This is a genomic window from Arsukibacterium sp., from assembly GCF_033722355.1.
Lineage (GTDB): Bacteria > Pseudomonadota > Gammaproteobacteria > Enterobacterales > Alteromonadaceae > Alishewanella.
In genome coordinates this window covers 25,035-40,792 of the sequence record NZ_JAWVZF010000009.1, presented here as the reverse complement: position 1 = coordinate 40,792, position 15,758 = coordinate 25,035, and the positions used below count along the sequence as shown (strand labels likewise).

Here is a 15,758-nt window from a genome sequence, read left to right as displayed (position 1 = left end):
TGAAAGCGCATTTGACCCCTTTGCCTACTCACCCGCCCGGGCGTCAGGCATGTGGCAATTTATGCCAGCCACCGGCAGTCGCTTTGGCCTGAAGCAGAACTTCTGGTATGACGGTCGGCGCGACGTTATTGAATCAACCCGCGCAGCATTAGATTATCTGCAGTATTTATACAACACACTGGAACATGACTGGTTAAACGCTATCGCTGCCTATAACGCAGGGGAAGGCCGGATTGGCAGGGCCATCAGAGCCAATCAGAAGCGGCGGTTACCAACAGATTTCTGGTCTCTCGATTTACCCGCAGAAACAACCGTTTACGTACCTAAGCTGCTAGCACTGGTTGATATTTTAAAACGGCCCGATGAGTTTGATATTGTCTGGAAGTTTATTGCCAATGAGCCAAAAATTGCGGTTGTTGCCACTGATGGTCAGATTGATTTGGCCATCGCCGCTGAACTGGCTGAGTTAACTGTAGCAGAATTGCAGGCGCTGAACCCGGGATTTAATCAATGGGCCACTGATCCTGATGGCCCTCACCAGCTAGTGTTGCCTTTGGCCAAAGCAGAAAATTTTAAAAATTTACTGGCGCAAACTCCTGCCTCTGAGCGGTTGCAGTGGCAAAGTTACACCGTCAGGTCCGGTGATACGCTGGGAAAAATTGCCCGTGAACATAAAACCACCGTTGATGCAGTCAGACGTCTGAATAATTTAGCCGGTAACACGATTAGGATTAACCAGCATTTACTGATTCCAATGTCAGCAAAAGCAGCTGAAAAATATGAACTCAGCCAGCAGAGCCGGATTGCCAAGGCACAGGGGCGCACCGGGGGCAGCGTTAAAACAGAGTATATCGTTAAAGCCGGTGATACCTTATGGGATATCAGCCGTGAGCACAAAGTCACTGTCGCTGAACTGGCAAAATGGAATGGTATGGTCCAGCGAGATCCGTTAAAGCCAGGCCAGAAACTGGTAATGTGGCATGACAGTGGTAACACGCCGACGACGGCTATTACCCGGACAGTCAGCTATAAGGTGCGCCAAGGGGATTCTCTGGCCAGAATTGCCCAACGCTTCAGTGTATCTGTTGCAGAAATAATCAAGTGGAACAATATTAATACTGAACGGTATCTGCAGCCAGGGCAGCAGTTGAAACTTATTGTCGATGTGACACAGGTTTGAACCAAAATGCTGCTGTTCAGGTCAAACCGGCGGTTTCAGGAGCAATAGCATGAAAATAATAATTGTTGTTTTCAGTTTACTGATGAGCTTTCCCGTTTTTGCTCAGTTTCAGCTAACCGGTAAGGGTACCTATACCTTACTGGATGGCAAAACTGTGCCTTTTCAGCATGGCTTCAGTTATATCAGAAAAGAAGGTCAGTATCATTTCAGTGTGGGCAAACAAAGCCTGACAGTTAACAGCGTGCCGCAAAAATATTCACTGGCACTTATTCTGCAAAATGACGATGAAGTCTGGGTGCCTGACTTCGTTAACGCTCCGCTGCGCCGTTTTGAATATGAAATTAGTGGCTTCTCTCTCAAGCTTACCCAAGAGCCGGACATCAAAGACGGCAGAGGTAACTTTATTTTACATTACGATGGTGGCCGCTATCGCTTCAACCGCGGTCCCGGGCAGGTAAACTTTATTTTTAATGAAGATGGTATTGAAAGAGTTGAAATTAAGGGGATGTTTAAATTGCCTAATATACCCAATCAGGCTGAGCCAGAATGACAGCGCGATTCAATCTGGCTCACGCTGTAGTTGTAATGCAGGCAACAGGCCGGATGCGACACACAGAACAGGTGCCAGCAGCATAAAAAACCAAAAACTTTGTAATTGTACGCCGTGCCATAGTGCATATAATGCGGCAGTAAGCTGAAACACAATGCCAAATAATCCGATATAGACCAATAGCCTGTTCAGCAGCCTTTTCGGCATAACAAATATCCTTCTGGTTTTGCGGTTTGATCCAGCGCCCGTCTCAGCCATTATTATACCTGAGCATCACTTTGCTGTTCCGGGGCGGCCAGGGCAAATCCTGCCAGTTGCTGACAATGATGATAAATTCTGCTGATGGTGGGATACTCGAGGGTATCGAGTTTAAATCGCAACGCATTATACATTTGCGGCACCAGACATAAATCGGCCAGGGTAATATTGTCGCCATAGCAAAACTCACCAGCCGTGGTTTGCAGCCGCTGTTCCAGCGGATTGAAGCCAGTGTGTAACCAATGATGGATCCATTCGGTTTTCTGGTCTTCATTCAGCGCCAGTGGACCGGTTAAGTATTGCAGTATTCTTAAGTTATTCAGCGGGTGAATATCGCAGGCAATATCCAGCGCCAGTGAGCGCACCTGGGCTTTCGCTACAGGGTCTTCAGGTAGCAGAGCCGGCTCCGGGTAGATTTCATCCAGATACTCAATGATGGCTAGCGACTGATTCAGACTAAGATCACCATCAACATAAGTCGGTACCAACTGATTTGGATTAAGCTGCTGGTACTCTGCACTATGTTGCTGACCGCCATCTTTTAGCAGGTGTACCGGTATCGTTTCAAAACTAAGTTGTTTTAAATGCAGCGCAATGCGCACCCGGTAGGCAGCTGAAGAACGCCAGTAGCTATAGAGTTTCATAAACGGTTACCTTTAGCGCTTCGAACCCGCTGCTGCTGCGTACATTTTTACTGCGACACGCCGTAAACCCATCCCTGGGGGCGTTTATGAACTTCCTCCATGAAGTTCACCCGTCGGGCCAGCGAAGCTGTTCAAATTCGTTCCTGACGAATTTGTCAGCCCGCCCAAGGCTTCAACGGTCGCAGAAAAAAGTACATCCGCATCCGCTAGGAACTTAATTAAGCTTTATATTGCACAACTTGCTGGTCGATAGCACCAAAAATGCTCTGGCCATCACTATCCAGCATTTCCATTTTGATGGTATCACCAAATTGCATAAAAGAGGTACTTGGTTTGCCATCGCGGATGGTTTCAATCATCCGGATCTCAGCAATACAGCTGTAACCTACCCCACCTTCAGTGATCGCAGTGCCGTATTCGGTGCCCTGCTTATTCGATACCGTGCCCGAACCAATAACTGCACCCGCACCCAGGTTACGGGTTCTTGCAGCATGCGCAATCAACTGGCCAAAGTTAAAAGTCATATCGATACCGGCATTGGGCTTACCAAAAGGTTTACCATTATAAGTAGACAATAGTGGCAAGTGCACTCTGCCGTCCTGCCACTTATCGCCCAGCTCGTCCGGCGTCACCGCAACCGGGCTGAAGCTTGACGCAGGTTTAGATTGGAAAAAGCCAAACCCTTTGGCCAGCTCATTCGGAATTAATCCCCGCAGCGACACGTCATTAACCAGCATAATAAGCCGGATTTTTTCCAGCGCCTGCTGCGGACTGATGGCCATGGGCACATCGTCGGTAATCACTGCCACTTCACCTTCAAAGTCGATACCATGGTCAGTGCTGATAGCCTCAATCGGATCACGCGGGCCAATAAAGTCATCAGAGCCCCCCTGATACATTAACGGATCAGTCCAGAAGCTTGGCGGCATCTCAGAGTTACGTGCTTTGCGAACCAGCTCAACATGGTTCACATAAGCACTGCCGTCAGCCCACTGATAGGCACGGGGCAGAGGCGACTCACACTGCGTCGGGTCAAAGGCCTTTTCATCCTGTAGCTTGCCGGCGTTAAGCGCCTGATAAACGTTATCGGCTTTCGCCGATAAGTCAGCCCAGTTATCAAGTAACTGTTGCATAGTGCTGGCGATATCTGTGATTGCAACACACCGGCTTAAATCACGGCTGACAACCACTAACTGACCGTCACGGGTGTTATTTTTTAAACTTGCTAACTTCATATTATTCCTTAACAGAACCTGCTGCGCTTAAACCTGAGGTTTGGTTTTCCAGCTGTTAACGTAATCCGGGTTCTCAGTCGCGAGCGCAGCTTCACCCATTTCCAGCGCATCACGGGTGTCGAGCATGACCGCAACTTCATCGGTAAATTTCTTTTTATACTCACGCCCGGCAGCGAAGGCTTTAGGGTGAGGGCCATGAGTAAAACCGGCCGGATGGAACGTCACCATCCCCTTCTCAATATTGTCACGGCTGAAAAAATCACCGGCATGGTAGAACAGCACTTCATCATAATCGTCATTATTGTGATAAAACGGTACCTTTAACGCGCCAGGATCACTTTCAATTGGTCTTGGCACAAAGGTACAGACCACAAAACGCTGCGCTACAAAGGTAGTATGAGCTGACGGTGGCAGATGATAACGATGGCTCATTAACGGCCTGATATCACGCCAGTTTATCCGCATCACTGCTAAATCGCCGTGCCAGCCAATGGCATCGAGCGGATTATAAGGATACGTCATTACCGATACCTGGCCATGGCGTTTTACTTCTACCTGCCAGCTGTCTTCACTGTACTGCGCTTTAAATGCATCATTAATCTTTGGTGTATCGAGCATCGCCGGGTCAAAGATCGCATGATTACCTACCAGACCTTTTTCCGGCAGCTGATAACTGTCGTTGGTGGCTTCAATCAGCAGAATAAACATCGGCTCATTAGGCACCAGCCGCCACATGGTCGAACGCGGGATCACAATATAATCACCGTCGCGCACGCTTAAATGACCATAATCGCAATACAGCTCAGCACTACCTTCATGAATAAACAACAGCTCATCACCGTCTGCATTGCGGGCCAGCTTGCTCATGCTGTCAGTCAAACGCCAGGTTCGCATTCTGCAGTGGTTGTTAAACAGTAAATCCGGTACTGCCCATGGTGACTGGGCTTTATCCTGCTTAATCTCATTAAAATTAAACAAGTGGGGCCGAAGCGGCCCCTGCCAGTCACTCCAGCCGGTTGGTGCATGGGTGTGATGAAAGTGAGTCGCCGGACCAAAAAAGCCGCTACGGCCGGTTTCCCGCTCATAAATTGCCTGCTCCGGGAAATCGGCATGCGCCTGCCGTGATACATCACCTTCCTTTAACGGAAAAGATGCCCATTTACGCATTGCTTAATACTCCGCGCTGGATCTGATCTTCTTCGATAGACTCAAACAGGGCTTTGAAGTTGCCTTCACCGAAACCTTCATTGCCTTTACGCTGGATAATTTCAAAGAACACCGGACCTATCACTGTCTTGGTAAAAATCTGCAGCAGAATGCCATCTTTCATTGGTGCGCCGTCGATTAGGATCCGCAGTTCACGCATTTGGTCCAGATCTTCTTCATGTCCCTCAACCCGCTCATCTACTTTATTATAATAAGTATCAGGGGTAGGCATAAATTCCATCCCGCGCTTACGCAATGTCCGCACGGTTTCATAAATATTATCTGAAGTCAGGGCAATATGCTGAATACCCTCGCCTTTGTATTCGCGAATAAATTCTTCAATCTGTGACTTGTCATCAGATGATTCGTTAATTGGAATACGTATTTTGCCACAAGGCGCGGTCATCGCTTTTGACACTAATCCGGTTAATTTTCCTTCAATATCAAAATAGCGGATCTCCCGGAAATTACCGATATTTTCATAGAAGCCTGCCCACAGGTTCATATTACCGCGCATCACGTTGTGGGTTAAATGATCAAGCACTTCCAGGCCAACGCTATGTTTTTCCATCTCAGCCTGCCAGTTATCATAAAACTTAAAATCGATATCATACACTGAGCTCGCACCGTAGCGGTCAACAAAGTACAGCAGGCTGCTGCCAATGCCGTATACAGCGGGGATATTCAGCTCCATAGGGCCGACCTGGTTCTTATATTCCTTGGCACCATTGGCCAGCGCATGTTTAAGGGCTGCTGCAGCATCTTTTACCCGAAAGGCCATAGCACAAACCGAAGGTCCGTGCAGCCTGGCAAACTCTTCTGCCTGTGAATTCGGTTCAGCATTGATAATAAAATTGATATCACCTTGCTTATACAGCCAGGCCTGCTTGGAGCGATGCTTAGCTACTTCAGTGAAGCCGAGCGAATAAAACAGATCTTTTAATTTTTGGATACCCTCAGCATCAGCAGCAGTATATTCGACAAATTCAAAGCCATCTGTGCCTAACGGGTTAATTTTTTTTTCAGTAGTTGCCATTTAAAGATTCTCCAAACAACGAATGTGGGCGCTATCATGCGCTTACCAATAAAAAAAGGAAGAGGTAACCGGGCGGTAATCCGGTATTGGACCGCAGTCAATTATGTACAGAAATAACTACAAAAATGCGTTTGTGGATTTGCTTGAACGCAAAGGCCGACAGATAAGCCTGCCAGCCCGATACGCGTAAACCTAAGCTGACGAGGCGCAACTATATCTTTACAGTCTTGCGATTTATACCGTAGTCACGAAGTTTGTTCGCGACGGCGGTATGGCTTAAGCCCAGTTTTTTGGCCAATTGGCGTGAGCTTGGATAGGCAGGATATAATTTTCTTAATAAGTTTGCTTCGAACCGTTTTACCGCCTCATCCAAAGTGCCATCAAAGTCCTGTTCCAGATAACCAAAATCACTGGTGTAACTTGGCAGCTGCAAATGATCTTTTTCCAGCTCATAACCATCAAGTAACGTCACTGCGCGGTACAACGCATTTTCCAATTGCCGGACGTTACCCGGCCAGGGATACTGCTGTAAAAACTGACTGCAACTTTCAGTCAACCGCGGGGCTTTGCGCCCAAGCCTTGCAGCAAAGCGGGCAATAAAAAACTCAGCCAGTGGAACCACATCTTGCTTGCGCTCGCGTAACGGTGGCAAGGTCAGGGTTAATACGTTCAGTCTGTAAAATAAATCCTCGCGAAAACGTCCCTCCTGGACCATACCAGGCAAATCTTTCTGGGTGGTGCATATTACCCGCACGTCAACTTTTACTTCGTTTTCATCTGCAACGCGCCTGAAGCTGCCATCTTGCAAAAATCGAATCAGCTTTGTCTGCAACTGTGGCGACATCTCACCGACTTCGTCCAGAAAGACGCTGCCGCCGTTTGCCTGTTCAAAAATCCCTTTTTTACCTTCAGAACTGCCGGCGAATGCATTGGAACCATAACCAAATAGCTCAGATTCAGCCACGTTATCCGGTAAAGAGGCGCAGTTTACTGCCAGAAAAGGCCTGGCCGCCCGGCTGCCGGCAGCATGACAGGCCCGTGCCAGCAGCTCTTTGCCGGTACCGGTTTCTCCCATGATCAGAATAGGCGCATCCAGCTGAGCCATTTTTTTTGCTTCCCGCACCACTTTGCGCATCAGATTACTGTTAGCCTGCAGCGTGTTGAAGCTTTCCTGGTCACCTTTTTTAAAGGCAACCATGTGCTGCCCTAACCGGCTTTCAGATTTCAAATTAATTACTGCGCCAGCCAGGATTTCATGGCCGGTATCATCAGGCACCATCACCGGCAGAATGTCCGCGATAAACCGCTTGCCATGAATTTCAAAGCGACGGGTTTGGGCCAGTACATCATCACTCTCCAGCCAGCGCAGAAAATTAAAGCCTTTGACCATCCCCTGCAGTGACTGCCCCTGTATATCATCTGTTGCGACAGACAGGGCTTCTAATGCGGCATCATTAATTACGGTAACATTAGCCTTGACATCAATGGCAATCAGCCCATCCGGCAAGGTTTTCAGTAACGTGGTCAGTTCATTGTGCTCGCGCTCAGAGGGTAAAAAAGCGGTGGTTTTGACATCTTCCACACCAGCTATCCGGCGAATTTTAGCCATCAGCTCCTGAAACTTTTCAAAATTCACGGTCGGAAAGGAAACATACATCCGGTTCAGCGCCGGATCCACTTCAATACCGCGCAGGTCGAGCTGATAACCGACCAGAATATTTAATACTTCCTGGGCCAGCCCCAGGCGGTTCTGACATTGAATTTCTAAACGCATAACAGCAATGTACCCTGATACCAATTCATAGCGACATAATACGGTATCTGGCTATAGTCAGACCAGTATTTTTGTAAAGATATATGAACAAATAAGTCAGAAACAAGCTTTCTCGAGCCAGATAGCCGGTGAAAATAGGCAAGACAGTGAATGGCGCAAATAAGATTAGCGCCAACATTTTATTGGCGCTATGGCAGTCGGAGGATATTAGTCAGCCAGCAAGCTGTCCGTTTTCGCTGCACAGATAAAATCATTTTTGTGCAGACCTTTAATCGAGTGTGACCACCAGGTCACTGTCAGTTTTCCCCATTCCAGCAATAAAGCAGGGTGATGGCCCTCATCCTCGGCCAGTTGAGCAACCTTGTTGTGAAAGGCCCAGGCCTGCTTGAAATTCTTGAATTTATATATCCGCTCAAGTTGCAAAATACCGTCACGTGACACCGGCGTCCAGTCTGGAATTTGCCGCATCAGTTCAGGCAACTCCTTATCCGATACTTTTGGCGCATCGGCTTTACAGGCTTCGCATTTCATTGTGGTTAAATCTGTCATTACTGTTCCTAACTTGCTTGTTTTTGTTTAGGTTCAAACCGTGGTTCATGCAAACCAAGCGCCTTGGCCTGTTCTACCAAAGCCATGATGTCTAAATGAGCGACGTCAAATAGATCGTCAATATCATTTAATACGAAATAAATAGGCTGCATAATATCTATCCGATATGGCGTTCGCAGCATATCAACCACATCAAAACTCTTACGCTCTGGTTTAGCAGATTCCAGTGCATATACTGTTTCACCCGGTGACGATAAGATGCCACCGCCATAAATTCGCAGGCCATCAGCGGTTTTCAGCAATCCAAATTCAATGGTAAACCAGTACAACCTGGCCAGAAAAACCCGGTCCTGCTTACTAGCTGCCAAGCCTAATTTGCCATACATATGGGTGAATTCAGCAAAGGCAGGATTAGTCAGCATGGCACAATGGCCAAATATTTCATGAAAAATATCCGGTTCCTGCAAATAATCAAACTCTTCGCGGGAACGGATAAAGGTTGCCACCGGAAAGCGCTTATTTGCCAGCAATTCAAAAAACTTATCAAAACTGATTAAAGCGGGGACTTCCGCGCACTCCCAGCCGGTGGATGCCCGCAACACCTTGTTGACTTCCTCCAGTTGCGGAATACGGTCAGTGGGTAACTGCAATTTCTCAAGGCCTGCCAGAAACTCATCACAGGCTTTACCCTCGATGACGCCAAGCTGACGGGTAATCAACTCATGCCAAATCTGATTTTCTTCCGCCGACCAGGCAATAATGCCCCTGTCATCGGACTGTCTCGATACATACTGACTTGTCTTACTCATATACAACCTGTTGCAAATAATTTAGTGGCGATGCCACCTTATTGGTAGAGCGGATACTAGAGGATAAGACAACGACTGTGTATCGTGTGCTCACCGAAAGCCTTGTAAAGCTGCAAGCACAGTTGTAAAGCCTGGATTACACCAGGCCGGCAAGCCGCAGCTTACAAGGGATCAACCAAGCTGTTGCATCTTTTCCAGTGCCTGGCGCAAATCAGCAATGATATCGGCAACGTGTTCTAAACCTACTGACACCCGGATCAGACCATCACTGATCCCCGCCATTTGTCTTTCTTCCGGCGTATAGGGGCTGTGCGTCATCGAAGCAGGATGTTGGATCAGTGACTCGGCATCTCCCAGGCTGACCGCCAGGCTCAGTAACCGGCATTGATTGATAAAATAACGACTTTGCTCCAGGCTGGCATTCAGTTCAAATGCCAGTACGCCACCGGCGCCTTGCATTTGTTCTCCAAGAAAACGGTAGCCTGGGTGACTGGGCAGTCCCGGATAGTAAACGTCCTTTACTGCAGGATGAGCTTGCAAAAACTCGGCCACCTGCTGGGCATTCTGACAATGACGCTCCATCCGTACCGCCAGAGTTTTCAAGCCGCGGATGATCAACCAGGCATCATGCGGGCTGATTGTGGCTCCCATATCCTTTAACGTCGTCATTTTTATCGTCGCTATTTTTTCACGGTCAGCGACAATAATACCGGCAACCACATCACCATGGCCATTCAGATACTTGGTAGCGCTGTGAATAATAATATCAATGCCGTATTTAGCAGGCTGTTGCAGCAACGGCGTCAAAAAGGTGTTATCCACCACGGAAATAAGCTGGTGTTTTTGACAGAACTGACCGAGAAAAGCCAGATCGAGTACCACCAGATTAGGGTTAATCGGCGTTTCTGCAAATAACATTTTGGTATTGGGTCGAAGCGCTGCTGCCACTGCGACATGGTCAGTCATGTCAACGAAACTGACCTCAATTCCATAACGGGCAAACATGTGGTTAAATAACGCAAAACTGCAGCCATAAATTGCCTTACTGGCAATGAGGTGATCGCCATGCTGTAAAAAGGCCATGGTACTGGCGGCAACGGCACCCATGCCAGTTGCGGTGGCGGCGGCGTCATCCATACCTTCCAACGCGGCAAGTTTTTGCTCCAACTCACGCGTTGTCGGATTACCCAACCTGGTGTAAATATAGCCTTCCTGCTCACCGGCAAAACGGGCTGCGCCCTGCTCGGCATTGTCAAAAACAAAAGTGGATGTCTGATAAAGCGGTGTCGCCAAAGTGCCATGCTGATTTTTTTCTTTGCCAGCATGAATGCAAAGTGTATGCGGATGAATAGTTTTAGGATGCATGGGATTACTACGTAACGTAATGAAAGATGCCAACAGATTTAGCAGAAATTTTAGTTTTTGGAAGCATGCCAGACATCTTGCAGTCTGGCCGTTAGCTGGCCCCTCTTACGTTTTAACAGTTTTGTCAAGTTTCGCTGGCGGCGCTTTGGCTGCGGAACCGTTGAATCAGGCTCTGGCTGAGTTTTGCCACATTAATCCGTTGTTTTTCAGTCAGTGGCAGTGGTCGCAGCTGTTGCATGGCCAGATTACCCAACCGGGCTACCAGCAAGCCGGCAATCACACCGTGACCAGCCCTGGCGGACAATTTGGCCGTTAACTCACTACTCATCACATCCGCTGCCATATCCAGCGCCAGCTCGCTGCCTCCCGCCCAGAGTATGGCCGCTAAAGCCCGCTTTAACATTACCAGGCTGCGTAACTGCCCCACAGGCGCCCCATACAGTGCAGCAAGCTGTCTTACCATACGGCTGCTGCGCCAGACCACCATCAGCATATCGATCAGCGCAAAAGGGATCACCGCGACCGCCAGACTGGTGTCTGTCGCCGCCCGCCAGATTATTGCCTTGGCCTGGCTATCGAGCGGCTCCAGCACCATTTTGTCAAGTAGCTGAAGCTTTTCCAGATCACTGTGCTCCGGACGTGCTGAGTTGTGCCAGTTTTCAACGGTAACGTCCAAACCTGTTGTGGCAGGTAGCTGCGTGATAATTTCCTGGCAAAGCGCATCGGCTTCACCATACTGGACACTTTGTGCTATGCGCTGTGCACTGCGCTGCCAGTGGTTGTTTTGCTGCAGTCGCCGCCATAATCGCCACTCCCGCCACAAAAGCCACAGCGCCCCCCCCAGTACCGCCGCACTTAGCAGGCTAACAAAGGCCCCCTTCACCGGGTTTTGCTGCCAGCTGATAATTAACCACTCCAACCATTGCCAGCCTGACAGCACAACCAGACTCAGCAGTGCCAGCCAGACCAGCTTACTTAAGATGGCAGGCTTGGCTGACAGCGGCTGAGCAAGCGTCTCTGGCACCGATTGCCAACTGGCTGGATCAAATTCAGTCCTGGCCTTTAAACCAGGTTTCTCCGGTACCGGGCTATGTTCGTCTAACCTGAAAACCTGAGCGGGTTTTAACGGTTTCATCGTAACTTGTCTCCCAGTAAAAACTGCAGGGCATGGTCCATCCGAATATGCGGCAACGTTGCATTTGCCGCCAGCGACAAGGGCAAAAAAGCCGGATAATTGAATTTATGGCTGGCAAAAACATTGGCATCAGGCACCTCAGCCGGTACATCTCCCGGAAATAAACTTAGTTTGTTACCGGTGTCACTATCTGTGCCCGTCAAACACACCTGTTTCTGGCCATGCTGTTCAATATAGCCTGTATGACTCGCCCTGAAGGCTGCCAGCGCCATTGCTTCGGTTTTTGCCAGCTGATAAGTCGTTTGTTTAAGTGGCTGGCGCAACAAATTTTGCAACAGCAAGGTCAAAGCCTGGTGCTGCTCCGGGGTCACGTGATCCGCTTTGCTTGCTGCAAATAATACTTTACTGATTTGCGGTTTAAACAAGCGGCGCAATAAGCTTGAAGGACCATAATTGAAACTTTGCATAATCATTTGCAGTGCCTGGCTTAATTCTGCGGTGGCTGCAGCACCGGCATTTAATGCGCTCAGACAATCTACCAATACAACCTGGCGGTCCAGCTGAGAAAAATGCTGTTTATAAAAGGGTTTAACGACGTAGTCCCGATAGCTCTGGTAATGGCTGGTCAATTTTGATAGTAAGACACTGCTGTCAGTTAACTGAGTTGGCAGTAGTGGAATTAACTGCAGCATCGGCGCTCCAGCAAGCTCACCGGGGACTAATAGCCTACCCGGCTGGTTTAGGTAGGTGCCAGCCGTGCTGCTGAAGTTTTGTAATAATGCTTTATACGCCTCAGTTAACCCTTGTAACTGGCTTTCACTGGCATCGGTCAGATCAGCGTCCGTCAGCAGGCGTTTAAACTCAGCAGCCAGGGTCTGGCGATGCGGTTTGGCAAACAGTTGCCAGCTGAACTCACACCATTGCTTGTAATCGAGCTGCAGTAACGGCAAATCCAGTAGCCATTCGCCCGGATAATCAACAATATCAAGTGCCAGCTCACTGAAAGACTGTAAATGAGAGCGTAGTCCCCGGCTTGCTTTGTAGCGCAGAGCAAGGCTCAGCTGACTCCAGCCAGTCGTTGACGGTGGCCACTGCGGTTGATTTTGCTGCAAAAAACTCAGGTTGTGTTCAAACGGAAAGCGCGGAATGGTCAAGGCTTGTTCTGCAGCCAACCGGCCGCCAAGATAACGTCCTTGCTGCACCACTGAGAAAAAAGGTAAATTTTGCGGACTATCTCCCTGAGTAAGCTGATGAACCAATGAAGTGATAAAAGCCGTTTTACCGGCTCCGCTCAAACCGGTCACGCCCAGCCGGACATGCCGGTCGAGGGCGCGGTGGCGTAACTGACGACTCTGATGCTGCAGCTTATCAAGCCAGGTCATAAAACTCCGTTTATAAGTTGTTGAATTCCCGGTTTAACTGGAAGCGGCTTGACGTAACATGCCGTTCCATGTCCTGCAGGCGCAATTCCAAACTATTATAGCGGTTCGCCAGGTGTTGCAAGGCCTGCTTTGGTGGCTCGCCACGTTGCCAGACCCGGGTTTTAACTTCAACACCCGGCTCCTCTGCCATCGCCGTACTGCCAAGTGGCCGCTTGGCAGCGACTACCGACTTCTTTTCCAGCACGACCCAGGCGGCGATATACAACACAACGACAAACCCACCTGCGCCGAGGAAAAAGGCGGATACGGTAATAATCCGCACCAGCCACAGCTCCCAGCCGAAATAGTCAGCAATCCCGGCACAGACACCAGCCAGCTTGCCGTTTGCGTCATCACGCAGTAATTCGCGTTTTGGCTTAGTCATGCTGATTTCTCCACTGCGGGCTTTCTGCATCTAAAATTGCTTCAAGCGTATGAATGCGCTCGGCCATTTTTTCAGCGCGGGCCGCCAGATTATTTAACTGCTGTAATTCCACATCAGTTAAACCCTGTTGCATTTTACTTTTGCTGCGGTAATGCATAATGACCCATAAGGGTGCCACAAAAATCATAAACAGGATCAGTGGCACAAAAATTATCTCATGAATATCCATTTAGTCGCTCCTGCAACGCCTGAAATCAGGCGTTTTCTTTACTGGATTTTTTAGTGACTTTGGCTTTCAGCTCCGCCAGCTCATTGTCAATTTTATCTTGAGCAGCAAGCTGTGCAAACTCATCTTTCAAAGTCTTCTTACCTAAATCATAAGACTCTACCTGCGCTTCAAGCGAATCGATTTTCTGCTCGTAACGCTCAAACTTATACATCGCATCGTTAATCCGGTTGCTGTCCAGTGACTTTTTCACTTCCAGCCGGTTTTCAACTGTTGTCCGACGCATCAGCATAGATTTCTGACGGGCTTTCGCATCTGCCAGTTTTTCCTGCAGTTGTGATACTTCATCCTGCAACTTGCTGATATGCTCATCCAGTACCGTAATATCGCGAAGCAATGCTTCTGCCTGCTCAGCAGCCTTTTGTTTTTCAATCAGCGCTGACCGGGCCAAATCATCACGATCCTTGCTAAGGGCCAGCTCCGCTTTAGCCTGCCAGTCATCGGCTTCATTCTGCAGTCTGCTGACAACCCGTTGTAAATCCTTTTTCTCAGCAATCGTTTTGGCAGACGATGAACGCACTTCTACCAGTGTATCTTCCATTTCCTGGATAATCAGCCGGACCATTTTTTCCGGATCTTCTGCTTTATCCAGCAAAGAGTTGATGTTTGAGTTCACAATGTCTGAAAAGCGTGAAAAAATACCCATCTTAGTTACCTCTGTCTGTTGATGTTATTACGCTATAGCTTATTCAGGTTTCTTGCCAACTTTGAAAAATATCATAACCTGTTAATTTTTAATAATTTTATTTATTTTAAACAAAAGCTTTAGCTGTCACCCTTTATGAAATACACTACTTATTAGCCAATTTAACTACTTAGTAGCTGCCAATGAACAGAAAATACCAACAAGATAACCTGATAGGTCAGGCGAATAGTTTTCTGAATGTACTGGATCAGGTGTCGCAACTGGCTCCCCTTGATAAACCCGTACTTATTATCGGCGAGCGGGGTACCGGTAAAGAGTTGATTGCTGCCAGACTGCACTTTCTGTCTCAGCGCTGGGATCAGCAATATCTTACCCTGAACTGTGCCGCTCTGAATGAAAACCTGCTGGAGAGCGAATTGTTCGGACATGAAGCAGGTGCCTTCACCGGCGCGGGTAAACGCCATGAGGGTCGCTTTGAGCGGGCCAATGGCGGCACGTTATTTTTAGACGAGCTGGCTAACACTCCGGCGCTGGTGCAGGAGAAATTATTACGGGTCATTGAATACGGAGAGTTTGAACGGGTTGGCGGTAGCAGACCGGTTCGGGTTGATGTGCGTTTAGTCTGTGCCACGAATGAAGACTTACCAACAATGGCTGACAATGGTGAATTCAGGGCCGACTTACTTGACCGGCTGGCGTTTGATGTTATAACGCTACCGCCTATGCGGGAGCGCCGGGAGGATATTTTACTGCTGGCAGAGCACTTTGCGATGAACATGGCCCGTGAGCTGGGGTTTGAACTGTTCAGTGGGTTTAGTGAAAAAGCGAAAAACACGCTGCTGGAGTACCACTGGCCTGGTAACGTTCGTGAATTAAAAAACGTCGTTGAGCGCAGTGTTTACCGCACCAACAATCCGTATGTACCGGTGCACCATATTCAGCTTAACCCGTTCGAGTCGGCCTACCGGCCAAGTCAACGGATAAAAGCCCGAACAGTACAGGCTGCCAAAGCAACTGAACCGAATGCAATGCCTGCGGCAACAACCGACAACAGTAAGCCGGCGGTCGCAGCTGCCCGGGTCGAAGACGGAATAGATTTCAGTAATGGAGTCGATTTCAAAACTTTATCGCAGGATTTTGAAGTGAACCTGATTAAAGAGGCACTTAGCGCCAGTCAGTATAATCAGAAAAAAACCGCAGAGTTGTTAAACCTGACCTATCATCAGTTACGTGGTTATATGAAAAAATATCAGTTGCTGGAAAGTCAGCAGGGATGAAT

Annotated in this window: 17 protein-coding genes; 3 read left to right on the top strand and 14 right to left on the bottom strand. The window is 48.5% G+C overall.

Annotation, left to right across the window (positions count from 1 at the left end; genetic code table 11):
• Together R3177_RS02265 and R3177_RS02260 are read left to right on the top strand one after the other, a co-directional pair.
• The coding region (locus tag R3177_RS02265) for a LysM peptidoglycan-binding domain-containing protein (protein ID WP_318969414.1) at positions 1-1,180 on the top strand (1,180 nt) is incomplete at its 5' end.
• 49 nt (positions 1,181-1,229) lie between these two features.
• A complete protein-coding gene (locus tag R3177_RS02260) occupies positions 1,230-1,730 on the top strand; it encodes a hypothetical protein (protein ID WP_318969413.1) in 501 nt (166 codons plus the stop codon).
• Between the two features lie 9 nt (positions 1,731-1,739).
• Here the strand turns inward: R3177_RS02260 and R3177_RS02255 are convergent, their stop codons facing one another.
• The 14 genes from R3177_RS02255 to pspA form a co-directional block, all read right to left on the bottom strand.
• On the bottom strand, positions 1,740-1,937 hold the full coding sequence (locus R3177_RS02255) for a hypothetical protein (RefSeq protein ID WP_318969412.1): 198 nt from the start codon (positions 1,935-1,937) through the stop codon (positions 1,740-1,742).
• A 53-nt stretch (positions 1,938-1,990) separates the two neighbouring features.
• Positions 1,991-2,632 (bottom strand): maleylacetoacetate isomerase, encoded by a 642-nt coding sequence (gene maiA, locus R3177_RS02250; protein WP_318969411.1) that lies wholly within the window; start codon positions 2,630-2,632, stop codon positions 1,991-1,993.
• A gap of 218 nt (positions 2,633-2,850) precedes the next feature.
• Positions 2,851-3,867: a fumarylacetoacetate hydrolase family protein gene (locus R3177_RS02245; protein ID WP_318969410.1), complete on the bottom strand. Its 1,017-nt coding sequence runs from the start codon at positions 3,865-3,867 to the stop codon at positions 2,851-2,853.
• Between the two features lie 27 nt (positions 3,868-3,894).
• The gene (locus R3177_RS02240; RefSeq protein WP_318969409.1) at positions 3,895-5,034 is read right to left on the bottom strand and encodes a homogentisate 1,2-dioxygenase; all 1,140 of its coding nucleotides are present in this window, start codon (positions 5,032-5,034) and stop codon (positions 3,895-3,897) included.
• Positions 5,027-6,109, bottom strand: a complete 1,083-nt coding sequence (gene hppD, locus R3177_RS02235; RefSeq protein ID WP_318969408.1) for a 4-hydroxyphenylpyruvate dioxygenase — start codon at positions 6,107-6,109, stop codon at positions 5,027-5,029. Before hppD ends, R3177_RS02240 begins: the two co-directional genes overlap by 8 nt.
• A 211-nt stretch (positions 6,110-6,320) precedes the next feature.
• Entirely contained in the window at positions 6,321-7,883 is a 1,563-nt protein-coding gene (gene tyrR, locus R3177_RS02230) for a transcriptional regulator TyrR (RefSeq protein ID WP_318969407.1), read from the bottom strand.
• Between the two features lie 207 nt (positions 7,884-8,090).
• Positions 8,091-8,432 (bottom strand): 4a-hydroxytetrahydrobiopterin dehydratase, encoded by a 342-nt coding sequence (locus tag R3177_RS02225; protein ID WP_318969406.1) that lies wholly within the window; start codon positions 8,430-8,432, stop codon positions 8,091-8,093.
• 8 nt (positions 8,433-8,440) lie between these two features.
• A complete protein-coding gene (gene phhA, locus R3177_RS02220) occupies positions 8,441-9,241 on the bottom strand; it encodes a phenylalanine 4-monooxygenase (RefSeq protein WP_318969405.1) in 801 nt (266 codons plus the stop codon).
• 171 nt (positions 9,242-9,412) lie between these two features.
• Positions 9,413-10,606 (bottom strand): trans-sulfuration enzyme family protein, encoded by a 1,194-nt coding sequence (locus tag R3177_RS02215; RefSeq protein ID WP_318969404.1) that lies wholly within the window; start codon positions 10,604-10,606, stop codon positions 9,413-9,415.
• 124 nt (positions 10,607-10,730) lie between these two features.
• Positions 10,731-11,741 (bottom strand): TIGR01620 family protein, encoded by a 1,011-nt coding sequence (locus tag R3177_RS02210; RefSeq protein ID WP_318969403.1) that lies wholly within the window; start codon positions 11,739-11,741, stop codon positions 10,731-10,733.
• Positions 11,738-13,123 (bottom strand): YcjX family protein, encoded by a 1,386-nt coding sequence (locus R3177_RS02205; protein WP_318969402.1) that lies wholly within the window; start codon positions 13,121-13,123, stop codon positions 11,738-11,740. The genes R3177_RS02210 and R3177_RS02205 overlap by 4 nt, the downstream gene beginning before the upstream one ends.
• Before the next feature lie 10 nt (positions 13,124-13,133).
• Positions 13,134-13,547 carry an envelope stress response membrane protein PspC gene (pspC, locus tag R3177_RS02200; RefSeq protein WP_318969401.1) on the bottom strand — a complete coding sequence of 138 codons (414 nt, stop codon included), beginning with the start codon at positions 13,545-13,547 and terminating at the stop codon, positions 13,134-13,136.
• Positions 13,540-13,776, bottom strand: a complete 237-nt coding sequence (gene pspB / locus R3177_RS02195; RefSeq protein ID WP_318969400.1) for an envelope stress response membrane protein PspB — start codon at positions 13,774-13,776, stop codon at positions 13,540-13,542. Before pspB ends, pspC begins: the two co-directional genes overlap by 8 nt.
• A gap of 25 nt (positions 13,777-13,801) precedes the next feature.
• The gene (pspA, locus tag R3177_RS02190; protein WP_318969399.1) at positions 13,802-14,479 is read right to left on the bottom strand and encodes a phage shock protein PspA; all 678 of its coding nucleotides are present in this window, start codon (positions 14,477-14,479) and stop codon (positions 13,802-13,804) included.
• Between the two features lie 182 nt (positions 14,480-14,661).
• Between pspA and pspF the strand changes: the two genes are divergently transcribed.
• On the top strand, positions 14,662-15,756 hold the full coding sequence (pspF, locus tag R3177_RS02185; protein ID WP_318969398.1) for a phage shock protein operon transcriptional activator: 1,095 nt from the start codon (positions 14,662-14,664) through the stop codon (positions 15,754-15,756).
• The last annotated feature ends 2 nt before the right edge of the window (positions 15,757-15,758 follow it).